General features: G+C 43.6%; 16 protein-coding genes. 8 read left to right on the plus strand and 8 right to left on the minus strand.

Annotated features, from left to right (window positions below; genetic code table 11):
- Positions 1-17: 17 nt before the first annotated feature.
- Complete coding sequence (locus RM544_RS08855) at positions 18-866, minus strand: PEP-CTERM/exosortase system-associated acyltransferase (RefSeq protein ID WP_311361431.1); 849 nt, start codon at positions 864-866, stop codon at positions 18-20.
- Between the two features lie 182 nt (positions 867-1048).
- Between RM544_RS08855 and RM544_RS08860 the strand changes: the two genes are divergently transcribed.
- The 6 genes from RM544_RS08860 (at position 1049) to RM544_RS08885 (ending at position 6131) form a co-directional block, all read left to right on the plus strand.
- Positions 1049-1894 carry a S1 family peptidase gene (locus RM544_RS08860; RefSeq protein ID WP_311361432.1) on the plus strand — a complete coding sequence of 282 codons (846 nt, stop codon included), beginning with the start codon at positions 1049-1051 and terminating at the stop codon, positions 1892-1894.
- 160 nt (positions 1895-2054) lie between these two features.
- Positions 2055-2795 carry a hypothetical protein gene (locus RM544_RS08865; protein ID WP_311361433.1) on the plus strand — a complete coding sequence of 247 codons (741 nt, stop codon included), beginning with the start codon at positions 2055-2057 and terminating at the stop codon, positions 2793-2795.
- 49 nt (positions 2796-2844) lie between these two features.
- Complete coding sequence (locus tag RM544_RS08870; RefSeq protein WP_311361434.1) at positions 2845-3102, plus strand: hypothetical protein; 258 nt, start codon at positions 2845-2847, stop codon at positions 3100-3102.
- Positions 3103-3975, plus strand: a complete 873-nt coding sequence (locus RM544_RS08875; RefSeq protein ID WP_311361435.1) for an HprK-related kinase A — start codon at positions 3103-3105, stop codon at positions 3973-3975. It abuts the gene before it with no gap.
- Positions 3965-5113, plus strand: a complete 1149-nt coding sequence (locus RM544_RS08880; protein WP_311361436.1) for a nucleotidyltransferase family protein — start codon at positions 3965-3967, stop codon at positions 5111-5113. The genes RM544_RS08875 and RM544_RS08880 overlap by 11 nt, the downstream gene beginning before the upstream one ends.
- A 4-nt stretch (positions 5114-5117) precedes the next feature.
- Positions 5118-6131 carry an NAD-dependent epimerase gene (locus RM544_RS08885; RefSeq protein ID WP_311361437.1) on the plus strand — a complete coding sequence of 338 codons (1014 nt, stop codon included), beginning with the start codon at positions 5118-5120 and terminating at the stop codon, positions 6129-6131.
- A 159-nt stretch (positions 6132-6290) separates the two neighbouring features.
- Here the strand turns inward: RM544_RS08885 and RM544_RS08890 are convergent, their stop codons facing one another.
- The 3 genes from RM544_RS08890 to RM544_RS08900 all read right to left on the minus strand — a co-directional run bounded on the left by RM544_RS08890 (position 6291) and on the right by RM544_RS08900 (position 13590).
- Positions 6291-8846 carry a zinc-dependent metalloprotease gene (locus tag RM544_RS08890; protein WP_311361438.1) on the minus strand — a complete coding sequence of 852 codons (2556 nt, stop codon included), beginning with the start codon at positions 8844-8846 and terminating at the stop codon, positions 6291-6293.
- 190 nt (positions 8847-9036) lie between these two features.
- Positions 9037-10713, minus strand: coding sequence for an ABC transporter transmembrane domain-containing protein (locus RM544_RS08895; RefSeq protein ID WP_432264480.1), 1677 nt, complete (start codon positions 10711-10713; stop codon positions 9037-9039).
- Between the two features lie 120 nt (positions 10714-10833).
- On the minus strand, positions 10834-13590 hold the full coding sequence (locus RM544_RS08900; protein ID WP_311361440.1) for a choice-of-anchor B family protein: 2757 nt from the start codon (positions 13588-13590) through the stop codon (positions 10834-10836).
- Here RM544_RS08900 and RM544_RS08905 point away from each other — a divergent pair.
- Positions 13589-14515, plus strand: a complete 927-nt coding sequence (locus RM544_RS08905; RefSeq protein WP_311361441.1) for an MbnP family copper-binding protein — start codon at positions 13589-13591, stop codon at positions 14513-14515. The genes RM544_RS08900 and RM544_RS08905 overlap by 2 nt on opposite strands.
- A gap of 60 nt (positions 14516-14575) precedes the next feature.
- Positions 14576-15598: an MbnH family di-heme enzyme gene (locus tag RM544_RS08910; protein ID WP_311361738.1), complete on the plus strand. Its 1023-nt coding sequence runs from the start codon at positions 14576-14578 to the stop codon at positions 15596-15598.
- A 46-nt stretch (positions 15599-15644) separates the two neighbouring features.
- Here RM544_RS08910 and RM544_RS08915 read toward each other — a convergent pair whose 3' ends face one another.
- The 4 genes from RM544_RS08915 to pyrG form a co-directional block, all read right to left on the minus strand.
- The gene (locus RM544_RS08915) at positions 15645-16334 is read right to left on the minus strand and encodes a transposase (protein WP_311361442.1); all 690 of its coding nucleotides are present in this window, start codon (positions 16332-16334) and stop codon (positions 15645-15647) included.
- Between the two features lie 152 nt (positions 16335-16486).
- Complete coding sequence (locus RM544_RS08920; protein WP_311361443.1) at positions 16487-17137, minus strand: hypothetical protein; 651 nt, start codon at positions 17135-17137, stop codon at positions 16487-16489.
- A gap of 191 nt (positions 17138-17328) precedes the next feature.
- On the minus strand, positions 17329-18630 hold the full coding sequence (gene eno, locus RM544_RS08925) for a phosphopyruvate hydratase (RefSeq protein WP_311361444.1): 1302 nt from the start codon (positions 18628-18630) through the stop codon (positions 17329-17331).
- 65 nt (positions 18631-18695) lie between these two features.
- Positions 18696-20324: a CTP synthase gene (pyrG, locus tag RM544_RS08930; RefSeq protein WP_311361445.1), complete on the minus strand. Its 1629-nt coding sequence runs from the start codon at positions 20322-20324 to the stop codon at positions 18696-18698.
- Between the last annotated feature and the right edge of the window lie 55 nt (positions 20325-20379).

Below are 20379 nucleotides of genomic sequence, written 5' to 3' on the forward strand. Positions count from 1 at the left end.
CTATCTATCTTGGCGCGTTATAGAGTTTGAGCATACAGACTTTTTCGAATGTTCTCCAACATGAACGTGAACTCTTTGCTTAAATTGGCGAACAACATATCTCTGTTAATGTAGTAGGGCGCTCTTTGCCCATGATATTCAATCACAGGACCGATTTGTTCAAACTTGATGCCTACGTAAGACATGCTTTTGGCGAGTTTGGGTTCCATCATCATGTAAGCATGCTTCTTACCAAGCTTTAGGCATAGCGCCGCAGCACTAAAATACAAACCTACTGCGATGAAAGGAAAGCATCGTAGTTCTTTGTCTGAGTCGATGAATTCATTAATGGTGCCGGTTGCCGCGCCAACAAATTTGTCAGACGCACGTCGCCTAAAAGCACTTGGCACAGCCAAACGAGAAATTTCACAAATATCTTCACGCGGGAAGTTCGAAGGTAAATACTCGTGATCTAAAATGCTATCAAGACAGTGCTTTTCGATGGGAAGTAATTGTTTGTCACTTTCAGGTGAAATCACACGCACAGTGCCCGCATAGGTACGAGATTTTATGTGTTGAATGAGGGCATGCTTTGAGTAAGCGTCGAATTCATCGCTTTCTAAGCCATCTTCACGGCAGTCTTCATATTGCAACTCTTCGCAATATACGTCATGTCTTAATTTACTCGACAAATCTTGTTTAAAGTCACTATTTGCAATGACAGGAGTGAGAAATTGAGAAAAATGAAAACTAATTTCTTCAGCTTCTTTACGCTGCTTGCGCATCGCTATCCTGTTCCTAATAGCGCCAAGCAGTCCCTTATTCATTATGTAATCTTGAATATTGTTGATAGAAAACTGCAAACCTGATTTTTGCGTTGATGCCATGTAAAAGAATACCTTTATTATCCAACAAGTATTTTACAAAGTTCGCCGCACAAGGGCAGTATCCCACATCATAACTCGTATGTGGTTTTATACTTTACTGGACGATGTGGTAGCGGATTTGATATTGGTAATCTGGAGTAATTTAGATATGCTAGGAAGATACTGAATAGGGACATATAGTCATGATAACAACAAGTTCTTGCCACTTTGAGCAACGTCATATTTCAACAACATGGCGGGTTTTGCTGACGCTCGTAGTATTCATCGTTTTTGGCAGTACAGGAAATACAGCGTTTGCTTATCAAGGGGGAGGACAAGAACAAGAAACTCGGCTAGTGCAAAACATTAAAAAAACCAAACCGTCGGTAGTTGGTATTGCGATTCTGACACCTTTAGAAGCGAATGCGCCAAAAATTATAGGCACGGGCTTTGTCGTTGGAGATGGTAAGCATATAGTGACGAACTATCATGTTGTATCAAAAGATCTCGACCCTAAGAAGGTTCAACATTATGTTGCCTTGAGTGGTTCTGGTCCGAATCCTCAGGTACATAAGATGACAGTGCTTGCGATTGACCCGGTACACGATTTGGCAATCCTGACAATAGACAAGGCCTTGCCAAGCCTGAGCCTAGCCAATGACGACTTGGTTGACGATGGATCGTCAGTTTTCTTTACAGGCTTCCCAATTGGTGCGGTCTTAGGATTATATCCAGCGACTCACACAGGACTTGTTGCTGCGACCACACCTGATATTAATCCCGCAAATAATGCGAACGAACTAACGGTAGAAATGCTGAAACGTTTGAAAAAGCCCTTTATGATCTATCAGTTAGACGCAACTGCGTATCCAGGTAACAGCGGTAGTCCCTTGTTATCTCTTTATTCAAATGAGGTCATTGGTATCATAAATAAGGTGTTTGTTAAGGAAGGAAAAGAGGCTGCCTTGACGAACCCTAGCGGCATCACATACGCGATTCCTGTGAGAGAGTTGAGAAAGCTAGCAAAGACGGTTGATTTAGCGCTATAATCTGTCGAAGTTTTTTGCACATTGTGCAAAGCAAAGATTTAAATGCATGTAAAACAAATGGTTATGAAGTGGAATACTTTTTGCATTGCAATAGTATTCAATGGGTTGAGGTTCAATACCTCACCCACTAGCAGTTTTATTTTAGTAAGGTAATTTTCAGATGGAAGATAACAACTCAAACTTGCCGACGGAATCGGCGTCAGACAACGCTAAAAGTAGACGTCGCTTTTTAACACGCGCTTCTGCCGGTGCAATGTTGGCCACGATACCAAGTAAATCAGTTTGGGCTACGATGAGCTCGAATAGTATTGCGGCTTCTGGCCATGGTTCTGATTTCGCAGGTGGACATCAACTACATTTGAAAAGCCCACATGACTGGTTGAAAACGCGTGTCGGCCAATTAGCATATAAGTACCTTGCCGTGTGTGGTGGATCTCCAAACATCGATTGGAAATTAAAGCGTTGCTTAGGTAATAAAGTAAACGATTTATTTTTGTGCCATTTGCTTGGTGACACTGCTGAATTGACAAATTTCTTTAAAAAAGTCGGCGGGAAAGTCGGTACGTTTAGAAAAAACAATAATACTTATCACGTGAAGTTGTTTCAGCAATCACGCAATAAGTGGAGATACTACAAGTGGTCTGATATTTTCAACTACTTAGGTGGCAACTCCGAACTGAATAAATATATCGTCAGTGCCTACTTGAATGCAGAGTTGAGTGGTAGATTCCCTGGTGTATTTTACCCAATTGTTAACTCGTTCAACGGTAGCAAGCCACCTTTCCAAAGTGCTGAAGCGTTTATTGCCAAAATACATGCAGCGGCCCAACATGATCCGCATGGTACCTTGCAGTTGTTAAAAGACTTGCATCACAATCCAAATAAGCTACGAACAGCATAGTTAGCGTTGCGTCGTTTCGGCGTACGGATGCATAAAAAGAAAGGTTACAGTGGCAGACGAAACGTTTTCACAAGAACTTGAATTAAAAAAGGGGATGCGCTTGCATCCCTTTTTAGATGGTTCGGGCATTGTGCTCTTTGACCCTACTCGCACATTTGTTAGCTCATTGAATGTCAGCAAAGAAACGTTCTTTGGTTGGTTGCGCTCTCCTGATGAGCTCAATGATAAAAACGCTGAACTGCTTAACACGCTCATTCACCAAGGTTTTGTTGTTGCTGCAGATAATGCTCAAAGCGAGCCGCTATAAATGAAAACCTTTCAACTCTCTATTTCCCCATTTGTTTTTCAAATAGAAACGGATATCCCCTTAGTACTAGAAAACGCCAAGCTGATTTACCAGTCGGGCTATACCGAAGATATCCAAGAAAGCACATATGTGGATTACTTTCTGAGCATTACTTTCTCGAATGGCTTACGACGTTTCTTTCGACCGCAAGCTAGATTTTTATGTGATGATCGTGAGCCTTTTAAGCCGCTTCACGCAAACCAAGCATTTGCGATGTTAGAGTGGGGTATGAATTGGACTGTGGCTGCACATGAACTAGATTATGCGATTGTTCATTCGGCAGTTTTAGCGAAGGATAACAAAGCGATACTTTTCCCAGCACCGCCGGGCTCTGGAAAAAGCACCTTAACGGCGCACCTTTCTCAAAATGGTTGGCGCTTGTTATCAGATGAAATGGCCTTGATACAACCTAAAACAAACCGAGTGAGGCCCTTTGTTCGACCAGTATGTTTAAAAAATTCCTCCATCGAACTAGCAAAAGCTTGGTTTCCAGATGCTACCTATTCAAGTATTGCAAGGCATACTCACAAAGGTGACGTTATCCATATGGCGGCGCCAAGCGAAGCTAGTGCCGCATGCAACGAAGAGGCTGAGATTGTGGGTATTGTTTACCCTAATTATAAAGCAGACACAACGCTAGATATTTACCCGATGAATATGACGGAAAGCTTCATGCAATTAGTCAGTAATTCATTTAACTTCACTGTGGTAGGTAATGAAAGCTTTGACACCATCACTCAGGTCATAGAGCAATCAAAGCACTTTGAAATATTCTACAATGACCTAAACGAAGTCAGCGCTTTCTTGGATGAGGAAATCATTCATGCAAATTGACTCTCATTTCCTGGTTAGTTTGTTCGAGCATCCAGAGCGTTTGTGTGATCTGAAAGAGCATCAACGACCGTTCGTACTTTTGATTTTACGTCAGCAGAAAGTGCTTCCAAAGTTTGCGTATTTGTTTTTTCAATATCAAGAACAGGCTAGCAATCCGAAAGAAATGGATGAGAAGACTTTGCGGCATTTGCGAAATGCGTTTCGCATAGCGGAAAAACAAAAAGAGCAGGTGGCCTTTGAAGCTGATGAGATTGTCAAGGCACTCTCTCCAGTATCTCGCTTTGTCGTGTTTCTAAAGGGCGCAGCATATAGCTTGAATCAAAGTGAAGTAGGCCAAGGCCGTATCTATTCAGATATAGACATATTGGTTAATAAAGACGATCTACATGATTGTGAACAGCACCTTGGTATGCATGGTTGGATTGGCGGAGAGATTACCGATTATGATGAAAAGTACTACCGCAAATGGGCACATGAAATTCCACCGTTAACTCACGTTCATCGCGGAACGAACATAGATGTTCATCATAATATTATTCCTGTGGTGTCAAAAGATGCGCCGAATGCCACTATATTAGAAAAGTATATTGTCAAAAACGACCACGGCATTCAAACACTGACAATTGATGCTCAATTTGTACATTGTTGTGTGCACTTGTTTCGTAACGAAGACTACCAAACCGCATTTCGAGATATCCTTGATCTTCGCTTTATGTTGATTGACGTAAACGATCCTGAACTTAAAGGCGTGATGAGAGTAGCCAAGGACCTTGGTTTTGAATATGAAGTAGGCTTAGCACTGTATTTTGTGCAAGAAATTTTTGGTTTGGCATTACCTCAAGCAGTCATTGATAAATGTTTAAACATACACCGCTTTAGGTCTCGCATAGATTTGTGGATATTTAGCTCAGTTTTGCTTCCCAAGCACACTCATTTAAAACCGAAATCATCAGGTTTTAAACTCATGCTGGCTGAATTTAGAGGACATCTCATCAAAATGCCATTACCATTATTGACCTATCATTTAACAATGAAGATGGGACGCGGTATTATACAAAAGGTCATGGGTGAGCACTTCTTCTCCCGTAAAGAAGAGCAGTTCGACCCAACAGACCTCACCACACCACCAAAAGGGTAATACATTGAAAATTCTAGTAACAGGTGCCGCAGGGTTTATTGGGGCACATACATGTCGACAACTACTTGATATGAACATGGAAGTTGTGGGTATCGACAATATTAACGACTATTACGATACGTCACTAAAAGATGCGCGTTTAGACTGGATAGCCGAACATCAAAATGCTGCGCAGTTTACATTCATCAAAATGGACATTGCCCACCGTGAGCCAATGGAAAGTTTGTTCGCTGAGCACAAGTTTGATCGTGTCGTACATTTAGCTGCTCAAGCAGGCGTCCGTTTTTCTATTGAAAACCCTCACGCTTATGTCGACGCAAACATTGTTGGTTTTATGAATATTCTGGAAGGTTGTCGTCACAATAAAGTAGAGCACTTAGTGTATGCCTCCTCTAGCTCGGTTTATGGCGCCAATGAGGCGATGCCTTTCAGTGTCGATGATAACGTTGACCATCCTGTGTCTTTATATGCAGCAAGCAAAAAAGCAAATGAATTGATGGCTCACACTTATAGCCACCTATATGACTTGCCAACGACAGGCTTACGCTTCTTTACCGTTTATGGTCCTTGGGGACGCCCCGATATGGCGCCGTTTAAGTTCACTAAGGCGATAAGCGCAGGTGACCCTATAGACGTATATAATTTCGGTAATCACCGCAGAGATTTTACCTACATTGACGATATCGTTTCAGGCGTTATCAAGACCATGATGCACGTTGCTCAGCCGAACCCTAATTGGGATCCTAAAGCACCATCACCAAGCTCAAGCAAAGGTCCTTGGCGTGTATACAATATTGGTGCACAAACGCCGGTACATTTGTTAACGTTTATTGAAACTATTGAGAAAGCATTGGGCAAAACAGCCGAGAAGAACTTACTGCCAATGCAACCAGGCGACGTCCCCGACACCTATGCTGATGTAGAAGCATTGGTAAAAGACGTAGGCTATCGCCCAAGCACAAGCTTAGATGAAGGTATTACTCAGTTTGTGAAGTGGTACCAAGGTTTTTACGCTTAACAGCTAGATAGAAAAAGGGGTCAGAGAAAAAGGGGTCAGAGTTAATTAATTTGTCGGTGGCAATTAATTAACTCTGACCCCTTTTTTGTTTTTCGAGCACAAAAAAGGACAGCAAAAGCTGTCCTTCAAATCAAATCAAAACCAAATCGCTATTGCGAATTAACCTTTATAAAAGGCCTTTTGGATTTTACCTCTTAAGAAGCTCTTATGGATTTTCGTTGCTTGGTTGCCACGAGATTTTTTCACCATATCCAGCACTCTTCCTAATTCATAGGTAGAAGCCGCTTGTGCGAAGTTGTCGTACTTGCTTTCTTTCATTAAGCCCGACATTGCAATCAAACGGTCTACGTATTCAACTTGTAGGTTACGACGGTAAGAGTTTACATCGCCTTTAATGTCAGCTTTAAAGATAGCGTCGGTTAAACGGCCCATCATTTTTTCAGCTGTGAATGTATTACCGTAAAGCGTTGTATCGGTTAAACGGATCAATACGTTTGGATGCAATACATGGTCAAGTACGTTCTTCTGAGCACCTAACAACATGTCGTGCAAACGTGGTGATTCATCACGTCCCCAACCACTAAAGCCACGGCGCTGACGCTGAATATAAGCGAACAAAGGTTCCATCTCTTCAATCGCATCTGGCGCAAACACAAAGCTCATTAAGGTGTTCATTGCTTTGTTTTGTTCTGATTCAGGTACTGGTGTAAGAGGCTGTGTATAGCCTTCCTGACCCACGAAAGCACGGTTTAGGTAAACACCACCAATATAACGAGATACGACTGACGCTTGACGTGCAAACTCACCAAACAAGACATTCACGCCCACTGCTAAGTCGTTGTGCGAACGACCATCAACAAGGGTTTTGTCTTTTAATTTGCCAGCCATGTGCTTGATTAATTCAAAACGATCTTGTGCGTAATCGACCGCTTCGCCAGACATATCAAAGATATTGATACGTGGGTCAACGTGGCGACCAGCAGAGCGCATATCATCAGCATCGTTACCGAACGCCAGCTCTGGTTCAGCTGAACGATTAAGGATAGCGGTTAAGCGTTTTTCTTCAGCTTCTGGATCGTCTAGTGCTTGTGAGTAGCCGTATAAAATAGCCCAATCATCGTATGGACCTGGCTTTTCTGTGTAGAAGTCACCTTGCTCTTTACCCACAGGCGCATAGTTAACTGAAGGATAGTCCATCACTGAGCCGGCCAAGATACCCTGCGTAATTGAAGCGTCATGCGCTTCGTCATGTCCATGCAGTTGTGACGCCATCATATTATGGTTCAAACCTAGGGTGTGACCCACTTCGTGTAGGATAAGATAAGACATCGACTGACGTAATAACTTATCTTCTTCAATCTTGCCCATGCCGTCAGCTAGACCAGCATATTGACCAAACATCAAACCTAAGTTTAATTCATGACCAAGTGAGCACAGCATGCGCTCGTCGCCGTGTAAGCTAGACTCTAGGGCGTTATAGCCGTCAGTGAACATTTCAGACGCAATCCAGCGACCTTTCATGAAGCTATACTCAAGCATGATGTCAGAACCGATAATTTGGCCTGTCAAAGGATGCGAGATACTCGGGCCATATCCACCAAAAGGAGGACGCGGTGATGAAGTCCAACGCAAAACGTTGTAACGTACGTCATCTGCACTCCACTCGGCATCATCAGGCTGGATTTTCACTTGAATCGCATTACTAATTCCTGCTTTTTCAAATGACGTGTTCCATGCCAATGTGGCATTAATAATGGTTTCACGCCATTCGACTGGTGTAGTATTCTCAATCCACCAAACGATAGGCTCAACCGGATCTGATACTTCAGCGCTTGGATCTTTTTTCTCAAGATTCCAACGATTGATCACGTCACGATAGTTAGCCGTTTGGTCTGATGTTAAATCATCGAACTGCTGAGAGAAGTAACCAATCCTGGCATCATCTCGACGTGGTTGAAAGTTGTTTTCAGGTGCTTTGATGAAAGCATGCTGAACTTGTAAAGTAGTATAACGCGCATCTGAAATTTCAGCGCCGCCACCTACTTTCGGCGTGCTATTTTCATAAACATAGCGCACGACAACATGGGTGTTTTCAGGGAAGTTTTTCACTTCACTAATTGCTGTTTTGTCTTTTGACAGTTTTCCAGGCTTGAAGCGACGCTTCTCTGCTTGTGGATTGTCAGACGGCATGGGGGCAACTCTATGCAAATCTTCGTTGGCGAACAGGGCGCTCAAGTCGATCGCGATTTTACCTTCATCTTCGTGCTCAATTTTAGTCGAGACTAGAATAGCTTCGCTGATGTTTGCATCTGCAGCGCGGCTTACGGCACTTTCAGGGTCGAAGTAAAAACGAGGTGTCTTTGATACTACTTCAATGCGGTCGTAATTACGGCGAAACTCAATTAAACGTGAGCCTCTAAATTGACCTCTGAATGTGCCTGCTGCTACGGCACCGTCAACAGTTGAAACGAAATACAAAAATGGCGTATCAAGTTGGGATTCATCAAAGACGACTAGACCTGAACCGTCTTTTTTGTCGCGATAGATATCAACAAAGCCTTCAAAGGCGTCTTTCTTTTCTAATATCTCAGTGAGTGTTTCTTTCTTTTTCTCTTCGTCTTTAGCGTCTTCTTTTTTGTCTTCAGCAACGGCAGTAAATACCATTGAAGACAAGAAAACCGCTAATAACGATTTACGTGTAAAGTTTACAAACATGATGCTTTCCAAAGCTAGTTAGAATTTGCCTTTCTGTCGAAGGCGCGAATGCCCAAATTGAGCTATTACAACTATAGTACTACTTTCGAATAGAGATTTAAGTTCGTAAGCTGGGTTAAAAACACTTTAATTGTTACAAGGTTTTTCAATTTTGCAGATTATTAGATTATATCTTTTTGCGTGAAGCGTATTAACTCAACTGGAGGTCAACAAACTCTTTGTACACTGGACTGCTTTCTAACAGTGATTCATGCGTACCTTGCGCGATTAAACGCCCATGCTCTAAAACGATGATATTGTCCGCATTGATGACGGTAGAGAGTCGATGAGCAATAATAATCGTGGTAGTTTGGTTCATTAAGGTATCGAGCGCTTGCTTCACATATTTTTCGCTACTGGCGTCCAATGCACTAGTGGCTTCATCTAGCAATAAGATAGGGCGTTTAGCCAACACTGCTCGCGCAATCGCAATGCGTTGTTTTTGTCCACCTGACAGCTTAACCCCTCGTTCGCCGAGCTGAGTATCGTAACCATTTACAAATCCCTCTATGAATTCATGTGCAAAGGCTAATTTGGCTGCTTCTATAACAGCTTCATCACTGGCATCTGGCGAGGACAAACGAATATTGTCGGCAACTGACATTGCAAAAATAACAGCATCTTGAGGGACGAGAGCAAAATGCCGCCTGACAGTATCAACATCAAGCTCCGTTTGCTTTTGTTTCCCCAATAGAATTTCGCCTGAATCTAGGTTGTAAAAACGCATCATCAGGTCGAACAGCGTTGATTTACCAGCGCCGCTGTGACCGACAATAGCTAGCTTTTGACCAGTTTTTACATTGAATGATAAGTCATGAATGATTTGTTTGTCGGGCACAGAAGGATAGCTAAAGTTCACATTGTTCAATGAGAGAATAGGGTCAGCAGCACTTTGTGCCATTTGAGTAGGTTCTTGCAACAAAGCCGATGAAGTATCTGTAGCCTTATTCGCTTGTGGAATATCCGCTTGGGTATTCATTAATTCTACAATGCGCTCACTAGCGCCAGCCGCTTTCTGTAAATCGCCAATGACTTCACTGATTGTGGCGATTGAGCCGCCAGCTAGCACCGCATAGAAAACGAAAGCAGTAAGTTCACCTGGTGTGACTTTACCGGCAATTACATCCAAAGCACCTATCCAGCCCACAACAAATATGGAGCTAAGACTAATGAACATGATAAGTGCGATGAGCAATGCCCGATAGTGGATGCGCTTGGCCGCGCTGCGCATGATTTGTTCTGCGCTGTTGTCAAAAGCGGCAACGCTTTGGCTTTCATGGTTGTAACTTTGGATGGTATGTATTTCATGTAAATTTTCATCAATCAATGTGCCCATGGTAGCCACATCATCTTGACTCACTTTGGCAAAGTGTCGCACTTTTTTACCGAGTAATTTGATAGGTAGAAGAATGACGGGAACGGCAATGAAGACATAAAACGTTAAGGTTGTGCTGGTAATTGCCATCAAAATGATGGCTCCAATGAACATGACTAAGGAGCGCAAGGCCATCGACACGCCGGTTCCCACAACTGACTGTAGTAAGGTGGTATCGCTTGTAAAACGGGAAATGACTTCCCCTGTGCGAGCTTCCGCATAAAAGTTTGGAGACAAGGTAACCAAATGCGAGAACAAGGCTTTGCGAATGTCAGCACAAACCCTCTCACCAAGCCAAACCATAAGATAAAAGCGGCAATAGGTTGCGACGCTGCCGATAAGAGCGATGCCAAGCACCAACAACAGGGATTGAAGCAACATGGTTTCATCGCCTGCAACAAAGCCTTGATCAACAACTAAGCGAACGCCCTGGCCCAAAATGAGCCACGCCATTGCGCCTACGAAAAGAGCGACTAAAGCCAAGGCAACCTTGGTAATGTATGGTCGAAGATGGGAAAACAGCCACTTCAGGATTGATGTACTACTATTCAATTGCCAAGACTCAACTTTTCTCTATTCTTGTAATGCTAAACGTCTGCTCAGTGCTATTAGCACCAAGGCATTAAATAACCAAAGTGCGCCACCTGAACTGCTTGGTGGTGTAGCCGGCGGTGGCGACACTACTACTGGAGGCTGCACTGGCTCTGCGGCTTCAACTGATACACTAACAGATGTGCTGGCTTGTAAACCAAACTCATCAGTTGCGGTAAACTCAAAGCCTAATGTCGCATCGGCATCAGGTGCAGTAAACGTTGCTGTAAGAGCGTCTGCGTCGCTTAAGGTGACATCTGGACCAGAAGTTTGAGCCCAAGCGAAAGTCATTGTTTGGTTTTCTGGGTCGCTCGCCGTTGCAACTAAAGATACCATCGCTCTTGCGTTTACGTTTAAGCTCGCTTCAGCGTTCACTTCAGGAGCCAAGTTTGAATCATCATCAAGGATGCTGACTAATACACTACCACTACCTTCAATCGTCACGTTTTCGGGGCTTTCTAAAATGATAGAAAAAGTTTCAGTTTCTTCACTGTCGCTATCATTCACAATGTTCACGTTAACGCTTTTATCACCTAATTCGCCAACGGCCCATTCGAGACTAGTGGCTGCTAGGCTTGCGTCTATGCCTGCTTGGGCTGTATCACTTTCGATTGACAAAGAAACGCTCGCCGCTTGGTCTGCCGCCCCAGAGCGAGTCACTGTGAGTGCAAAGCTACCGTCAGTTTCTTTAACTTCAATATCATCATCAGGGATAATCACTGAGGACAATCGACCGGTAAGGCTGAAAATATCAATTTTAGCGATATTCGGGCTTAGAAGCTCTGCATTTGGCGATGGGTTTTCAAGGCGAATGAACATACTTTCCGTACCTTCACCGTTTCCGTCGTCAAGGGCGCTGATGGTGATTGTTTGGGGGATTGAGTCACCCGCATCCCACGAAATTGTACCTGACTCGATTGCCTCAAAATCATTTGAGCTTGTTGCACCTCTTATGATTTGATAGTCAACACTAATGGCTTGTGTACCGGAGCGAATCACTGATATCGCTAAATCTTCACCTTCAGTCACTTCATACATGTTGGTAGAGAATTGTAGGTCATCTTTGCCACTACTTTGTGTTTCATCTTTCAGAACATAAAGGCCGCCTTGAATATCACTGGCCAAAATGATGCCACTCGGTAGATAGGGGTAAACGCCCCAAACGCCATTGAATGAAGCATTGGTAATACTTGGGAAGGTATCAAAGTAGCCAATTTCAGTAGGTGATGTTGGATCTGATAAATCGAGTACCGTCACACCTCGAGTATAGTTCGACATGTAGTATTTATTGCCACGAACAAAGCCATTGTGGTCGACGGCTCTAGTCGGTCCCACCCAAGTTGAAACGAGGGTAGGCGCATTCAAATCAGAAATATCAAAAATATGAACGGTGGTGTTTAAGCCGTTGCGCTGCTCATCTAGTTCATCATGTAATATTACATACTGGCGATCTTCGCTCCACCAACCAGAGTGCGTGTACTCTACATTGGGATAGCTTACCGATGACAGCTCAACCGCACCGCCGAGGGCTGAATGATCCCAAAGACGCAAGGTGCCTTCGTTGAAATCGAGCATGACTGTGCAACCTGCTGCGGTTTTATTGACACAATCTCGGTCCGCTCTTACATCATTAATAAGTAAAGAGGATGCGTCATGTGTATAGTCGGAGCGATTCGCATTAGAAAGGAAGTAGGTCGGGATCGGTGTTTCAGGTGCACTTATACGATAGCTACGCAGTGAGCCGCCTCGCACATTAGAGCCTAGAATATGCGCTTGCGGTTCGGCGAGAGAATTCTTGATATTTAGTCCATAATCAACATTTGATATGTAAATATTGTGCGCAGATCGATCGTTGATATCGCGTGTAACTAAAGCAAGTCCGTCATCAGGATTGCTCAAGTTCATGATAGTCAAGCCCTCAGTAGCACTATCAGCCGTAGCATATGCATAAGCCTCCCATTTATTTAGGTCGCGATTGAAGTATTGGTAAACTTTAATATCACGCCAAGTTGTGTCCTGACCTTGGATTGCATTAATAACAAATGGGTTTACAGGATCAGAAACATCGACTAATGCGACACCTCTGCGAAGCCCTACTAAGGCATATTCCTTCATTGTATTGAGGTCAACATGGCCCCAAATATCATTTGCTCTCTGGCTCGACGTTGGAAACTCATTTACGGGTACATGTGATAAGAGTGACATATTGTTGCATGGGAATGCCCCTGCAGCACCATTCACGCACGGAGTTTCGGCTTGAGATTGGTACATTACTTCAACTTGCGCCAAGCTCTTGTCTAACTCAGCATCACTTAAGTCAGTTTTGCCCTTACTATCAACAATGACATTGAAGCCCTTATCATGTAGTTGATTAGCATATTCGACCGGAACGCCAACAATGGTCGTCGGGAAGGCATTTGGGTTTTGAACTTGATAATTATCTAAGGTTTGAAAGCCACCGTATGCAGGGACGACATCACTGATAAGATAGAAAACATCTGCAAAAGCCTCTAAGTGATATTCACCCTGCGCGACTAATACGGCATCGCCTTTGTTCGCTTGTTGTGCTGCATAGCCAATGCTTGCACAAGGACGGAAGCGATTCTTACAATCACCTTTGTCGCTACCATTGGCGGCAACAAATCTTGCCTTATCATGGTCCATGTGTGCGTTTGCTTGCGTACAAATCCCTATGGTAATTACAAGTAAGATGCGTAAACTATTGAGATACTTTTTCATGTCGGTTCCGTTTATTGTGTTCTCAGCGCTACATTCAATTCTATTTTTAACATGCCAGCGATGGCATAAAAAGCGCTATGTCCCTTATGCTGGTGGTACTTCTCGTTCACTGTGGCTTTGTTTTTTGCTGTTGGGCCTCAGTGCTTGTTCGCCAACTAAAAATGAGCCGACAAACCAATACATCAAATTTGTGCCGAGCTTTGCTGACCAAAGCCTAGCATGTAATACGCGCATAAGCATTGACGATAAGCTTTGGTCTATTAATGAGTTGGCATTTTTCATCAGTCAACTGAGGATCACCGATGAACATACGTCCTATCCATTAACCTTAGTGGATAATGCGTGGCAAAGCCAGAACGTTGCACTGATTCGTCAATCACCCGACTGTGCAGAAAACCGGACAAACCTACAAGTTTCTTTTAGCGTCGAAGATTCAATTGACTTGTTTTTGGCCAGTAATGAATCGCTAGAGCTTCGCTTTTCTCTTGGCGTACCTTTTGAGATAAATCATCAAAACCCAGTCACTCAATCATCACCATTAAATGATTCGTCTATGTTTTGGGCGTGGCGCAATGGGTATAAATTTATTCGCTGGGACATGCAAAATGAAATGAGTGAAGCTTGGTCTTTTCATTTAGGCAGTGTGGGTTGTGAATCAGCCGCAATGGTTCGTGCGCCTGACCAAGAATGTAAGTTTCCAAACCGGATTGAAGTGAGCCTACCGCTTAAGCTCAACAGCCTGCAAAATAACGAGGTGGTGATTAATATGGATCTCTCTCTTGTTTTAGGTGACCTCATGCCAAGCCAATCAACGACCTGCATGTTCTCTAGTATCGACGATCCAAGTTGTCAGAAACTGCTGAACAATAGCGGTAACAATAAGGTGTTTTCTGTAGTGCCGCGTGAAATGACGGAAGGCGAATAGACTATGTTGGGCAAGCGGCGTAAAGGTGCTCTCAAGGTGAGCTTAGTATCCGTAATTCTGATTGGGGTAGGTGCATGTTCACCAAAACCAACACCTTATGAATGGCAAATTCCACCGGGTTTTCCGGCACCCAATGTACCCGAAGATAACCCCATGACAGTAGAGAAAGTCACTTTGGGTGAGAAGCTATTCAACGATGTGCGCTTGTCGGTAAATGAACAGCAATCTTGTGCTTCTTGCCACCTCAAATCATTTGCATTTTCTGACCCTAAAAAAGTATCAATTGGCACAACGGGTGAAGCACTAGCACGAAACTCAATGGCGCTGGTAAATGTGGCCTATAATGGCAGCTTTACTTGGGCTCACAACGGCTTGGGTTCATTAGAGAAACAAATTTTAATTCCCTTGTTCAATGAAGAGCCGATTGAGATGGGGGTGAGTGGTTTTGAAACTGAGATATTGGCGCGTCTTGAGGAGTATGAAGATGAATTTGCCTTGGCATTTGACAATGCCGAGGTCGATTTTGACAATATTGTGAAAGCCTTGGCTAGCTATGTTCGTAGCTTAACATCCTTCAATTCGGACTTTGACCGTTACGCTTATTTTAACGACGACAGTGCTCTGTCAGAGTCAGCTATTCGCGGTATGGATTTGTTTTTTTCTGAGAAACTTGAATGCTTTCATTGTCATGGCGGCTTCAACTTCACTCAGTCTAGTAAACACGCCTTTCAGAAGCTCGATTTAGTTTCTTTTCACAACACGGGTTTATACAACGAAGATGAAAAAGGAAGTTATGCAAATGGTGATCAGGGACTAGCCGATATTACGTTTAATGACGCTCATCGTGGAAAGTTCAGAGCGCCAACGCTAAGAAATATTGAGCTCAGTGCCCCCTACATGCACGATGGCTCAGTGGCTACGCTTTCTGAGGTCATCGATATATACGCCGCTGGTGGGCGCGGCGATGGCATCAACAATCCACTCAAAAGCCCTTTCGTACAGGGCTTTGATATTACAGAAGAAGAAAAACAGGACTTAATCAACTTTTTAACCAGCCTGACTGATGAGTCTTTTGTCGAGTAAAACCAAAAAAGGGGTCAGAGTTAATTAAAAAAGGGGTCAGAGTTAATTAATTTTTCGGCGGCCTGCCAATGCGGGTACTCTTCAATTTCACTCCAGATAAGTTTTGCACGTGAGCTTTGAATTTCTCGTCTCCCATAACAAGCTCTCTATTGACCGAACTTCGTATTTTCATAGTCATTGCGTCACTTAAGCTGCTCTCAAATAATTTACGATAGGATCGCTGTCGAGCTGTTGAATCGCAGCCAAGATTTAAGTAAATATCATGCGGCTGACATAGTTCAGAGTGTCGGCCATGAGCATTAAAATGATAGCTAGACCATTTATACTGTGCAGGTGAACTCACCATATTGGCGCGCACTGGGTTCAGTTCGATGTAACGATATACACTCAGCATGTAACTGTCTGAGCAAACAAGCGAGGCTTTGAATCGCCCCTCCCACAAAGTACCGGTTTGTTGATGATTGTCATTGAAGTAACGCACATATTTTCGCCCTAAAGACTGCATCATTTTGCTGACACCATTGTTGTCAGCAAACGGTGTGCAGAGCAGGTGGACGTGATTTGACATAAGTACCCATGCATGGATTGCGACATTGTATTTTGTGCTGTATTCCTTTAACCAACTGATGTAAGCGACACGGTCAAATTCGCGAGTAAAACAGAGTTGTCGGTTGTTTCCACGTTGAATAATATGCTGGCTGATCCCTTTTAATCCAAGTCTTCTTGGCCTTGCCATATTCATTCCATTGATTTATTAGCAATACGGGCAATATATCTTATAGAGGGGGCTTTGCAATCCTGTACTTGGGGAAACTGGACTATTGAATTAACTAACTCTGACCCCTTTTTTAATTAACTCTGACCCCTTTTTTGGACCCCTTTTTTGCTTTATTTGAACGTGGTCCAATTGATGTTGGTCGAGAGTAAAAGTTCTCTTAGTGTCAGTGCGCGGGGGATCGTCTTTCCTTTACTATTCCACATATGGCCACTGCATGCGGCACTTACAATAGCTTTGTTGGGTTTCACCATTTGAATGACGGTGTGACTTTTGGCTTCCTCTAAACTGCTACCATCTAAATTAAACCAGCCATGTTTATTGGCGTGCAGCTTTTCGGCAGAAGAGGGGATCATATCGATAGAGTCTAACTCGATGTGTTCATTGCCGTATTCATTCACATAAATGCAGACTACCGCACCGCGAAAATGGTGTTGTGCAAACCAGTTATGCGCTTTTGCCAACTCATCTTCATTACCAATGAGTTTGGTCGCTGGGCATTTAGCTGCTTGTTTCGACTTCCACGTACCATTATGTACGTCGACTTCAATGGGGGTGGGTTCGTTAATCAGGAATTCTGCGGCATTTTTTATGTGATAACTAAGACCGCTTAATTTACGTTTTAGGAGCGATGGATCTTTGATGTTGCTTGAGGCGAGATTGATTAATTCGCGCTCATACAAGGCATTGCATAACTCAGCAACATTGGGATATTGCTCGGCTAAGTTAAAAATGTTGGTTTGATCGGGTTGCTGTTCGCTCATCTAATTACATCAAATACTCACAACTTAGCGTTGCATTGGTTAGCTTCATAAAAAACAAAACGGCATCTTAATACATAAAGATGCCGCTTTCATTATTCTTTCGTCAATGTTTCACTGATCTTACAAGATTTTCCAACAAAACTGGTTAAAAATAGTCTTTTAGCCAGGTGGAAAACTCGGCAAGTGTGAAATTATTGTCCTTTTATTTCAGACAAACCATTGTAGGCAGCAGGTGTGCCATTTTCTGCCAATTCAGCTTCGATGCGAAGGAGTTGATTGTACTTAGCAACACGGTCCGAACGACAAAGTGAACCAGTTTTGATTTGACCCGCAGCTGTACCCACTGCTAAGTCAGCAATGGTAGCGTCTTCGGTTTCGCCTGAACGGTGAGAGATAACAGCCGTGAAGCCTGCATCTTTTGCCATTTTAATCGCAGCCAAGGTTTCGGTTAATGAACCGATTTGGTTGAACTTAATCAGGATTGAGTTACCCACACCATTTTCAATACCACGAGACAAAATCTTAGTGTTGGTCACAAACAAGTCGTCACCGACTAATTGCACTTTGTCACCTAAGATCTTGGTCAAATATGCCCAACCATCCCAGTCACTCTCGTCAAGACCATCTTCGATAGACACGATAGGGTACTCAGAAGCAAGGTTTGCTAGATAGTCACTGAAGCCATTTGAATCAAATGATTTGCTCTCGCCACTTAATACGTATTGACCGTTCTTGTAAAATTCAGAAGCCGCACAATCAAGCGCCAAGGTCACGTCAGTACCCATTTTATAGCCTGCGTTTTCAACAGCTTCAACGATGACTGCTAATGCTTCAGCGTTTGAGGTCAAGTTTGGCGCAAAGCCACCTTCATCACCCACTGCAGTGTTCAAACCTTTGGCAGACAATACTTTCTTCAAGCTGTGGAATATCTCAGCACCCGTTCTTAATGCTTCAGCGAACGATGGAGCACCAATTGGCTGTACCATAAATTCTTGGATATCGACGTTGTTGTCGGCATGTTCACCACCGTTGATGATGTTCATCATGGGTACCGGCATGCTGTATTGTCCAGATGTACCATTCAAGTTTGCGATATGCGCATATAAAGGTAGTTTTTGGCTGATTGCTTCTGCTTTTGCTACAGCAAGTGACACAGCTAAGATAGCGTTGGCACCCAACACTTCTTTATTCTCAGTACCGTCTAAGTCGATCATGACTTGGTCGACGCCCGCTTGGTCTGCAGCATCTTTACCGCTTAGTGCCGGTGCAATCTTATCGTTAATGGCTGCGACTGCTTTTAATACACCCTTACCTAAATAGCGAGATTTGTCGCCGTCACGTAATTCTAAAGCTTCTCTTGAACCTGTAGATGCACCGGATGGCGCACATGCGCGGCCCATAGCTCCGCATTCCAAATATACGTCTGCTTCGACTGTTGGATTGCCTCTTGAATCGAGTACTTCGCGACCGACTATGCGAGTAATATTCGCCATTGTTGTTCCTTTTTACTTGTAGTTTACTTGTTCATTAATGTGTCGCAGTCACTGTATTACGATGACTACTTTTCTCTAGAGTATGTTCCTGCAGCTGCAACAAAGCCCTCAAATAAAGGGTGGCCGTCGCGCGGCGTAGAATTAAACTCTGGGTGAAATTGACCCGCTACAAACCAAGGATGATCTTCTAGCTCTATTACTTCAACCAATGCTTTATCGGTAGATAAACCACTGACCTTCAGTCCGGCCTGTTCTATTTGATCACGTAGGTTGTTGTTCACTTCATAACGGTGACGATGGCGCTCATGTATTTCAGTGCTGCCATACATCGTAGCTACTTTGCTGCCTTCTTGGAGGTGACATAGTTGGCTACCCAAACGCATAGTACCACCTAAATCAGTAGAAAGATCTCGGATCTCTTTGCTACCGTCAGCTTCCAGCCATTCGGTGATCAAGCCAACAACTGGGAAAGGAGTTTCAGGATCAAACTCAGTGCTGTGGGCACCTTCCATACCAGCGACATTTCGAGCGAACTCGATGTAGGCGACTTGCATGCCTAGGCAAATACCCAAATAAGGAACGTCATTTTCACGCGCATATTTTGCAGCAGCAATTTTGCCTTCAATACCGCGTTCACCAAAACCACCAGGCACCAAAATAGCATCCAGGTCTTGCAGAATATGAATGCCTTTACTCTCAACATCTTGAGAATCGATATATTTGATATTCACTGTGAGTCGGTTTTTCAAACCAGCATGTTTAAGCGCTTCGTTAACTGATTTGTATGCGTCGGGCAGTTCGACATATTTTCCAACCATGCCGATATTGACTTCACCAGTAGGATTGGATTCAGCGTAAAGTACTTGCTCCCACTCTTTTAGGTCAGCTTCAGGACAGTCATAGCCAAAGCGTTTGACGACTAGTTCGTCCATACCTTGTGCTTTCAGAGCGGCTGGAATTTTGTAGATACTGTCAGCATCGCGCAAAGAAATTACCGCTTTTTCATTCACATTGGTGAACAAGGCAATTTTAGCTCGTTCATTATTCGGTAGTGGTACTTCAGAACGACAAACCAAAATATCAGGTTGAATACCCACTGAGCGCAACTCTTTCACCGAGTGCTGAGTTGGTTTGGTTTTAGTTTCGCCAGAAGCAGCGAGGAAAGGCACTAAGGTTAGGTGCATGAACATCGCATGCTCGCGACCCACTTCTGTGCCTAATTGACGAATCGCTTCGATAAATGGTTGTGATTCAATATCGCCGACTGTGCCGCCGACTTCAACGATAGCAACATCGTTACCTTCAGCGCCCGCTATTACGCGTCGCTTAATTTCATTCGTGATATGCGGAATAACCTGGATTGTTGCTCCAAGGTAATCGCCGCGACGCTCACGTTTAAGCACTTCTTCATACACGCGACCAGTGGTGAAGTTATTGCGCTTGCTCATGCGGGTGCGAATAAAGCGTTCGTAGTGACCCAAGTCGAGATCGGTTTCTGCGCCATCATCAGTCACGAAAACTTCACCATGTTGAATTGGACTCATTGTGCCAGGGTCAACGTTAATGTAAGGGTCGAGTTTAAGCATGGTGACCTTAAGGCCGCGAGCTTCAAGGATGGCGGCTAAGGATGCTGCTGCAATACCTTTACCTAATGATGAAACAACACCACCGGTGACGAAAATATAGTTTGTCATGTAAAACCTAAGATACTTGGGTTGAGCTAAACCTGAAAAAAGCACCACATAGTGT

This window comes from Brumicola blandensis, from assembly GCF_031846165.1.
GTDB lineage: Bacteria > Pseudomonadota > Gammaproteobacteria > Enterobacterales > Alteromonadaceae > Glaciecola > Glaciecola blandensis.

Bases quoted from the DNA above. Each gene is read 5' to 3' on its own strand.
- RM544_RS08875 (WP_311361435.1), top strand. From the start codon at position 3,103: ATGAAAACCTTTCAACTCTCTATTTCCCCATTTGTTTTTCAAATAGAA.
- RM544_RS08860 (WP_311361432.1), top strand. From the start codon at position 1,049: ATGATAACAACAAGTTCTTGCCACTTTGAGCAACGTCATATTTCAACA.
- RM544_RS08865 (WP_311361433.1), top strand. From the start codon at position 2,055: ATGGAAGATAACAACTCAAACTTGCCGACGGAATCGGCGTCAGACAAC.
- RM544_RS08900 (WP_311361440.1), bottom strand. From the start codon at position 13,590: ATGAAAAAGTATCTCAATAGTTTACGCATCTTACTTGTAATTACCATA.
- RM544_RS08920 (WP_311361443.1), bottom strand. From the start codon at position 17,137: ATGAGCGAACAGCAACCCGATCAAACCAACATTTTTAACTTAGCCGAG.
- RM544_RS08880 (WP_311361436.1), top strand. From the start codon at position 3,965: ATGCAAATTGACTCTCATTTCCTGGTTAGTTTGTTCGAGCATCCAGAG.
- RM544_RS08890 (WP_311361438.1), bottom strand. From the start codon at position 8,846: ATGTTTGTAAACTTTACACGTAAATCGTTATTAGCGGTTTTCTTGTCT.
- eno (WP_311361444.1), bottom strand. From the start codon at position 18,630: ATGGCGAATATTACTCGCATAGTCGGTCGCGAAGTACTCGATTCAAGA.
- pyrG (WP_311361445.1), bottom strand. From the start codon at position 20,324: ATGACAAACTATATTTTCGTCACCGGTGGTGTTGTTTCATCATTAGGT.
- RM544_RS08895 (WP_432264480.1), bottom strand. From the start codon at position 10,713: ATGGCGTGGCTCATTTTGGGCCAGGGCGTTCGCTTAGTTGTTGATCAA.
- RM544_RS08855 (WP_311361431.1), bottom strand. From the start codon at position 866: ATGGCATCAACGCAAAAATCAGGTTTGCAGTTTTCTATCAACAATATT.
- RM544_RS08905 (WP_311361441.1), top strand. From the start codon at position 13,589: ATGTCGGTTCCGTTTATTGTGTTCTCAGCGCTACATTCAATTCTATTT.
- RM544_RS08915 (WP_311361442.1), bottom strand. From the start codon at position 16,334: ATGGCAAGGCCAAGAAGACTTGGATTAAAAGGGATCAGCCAGCATATT.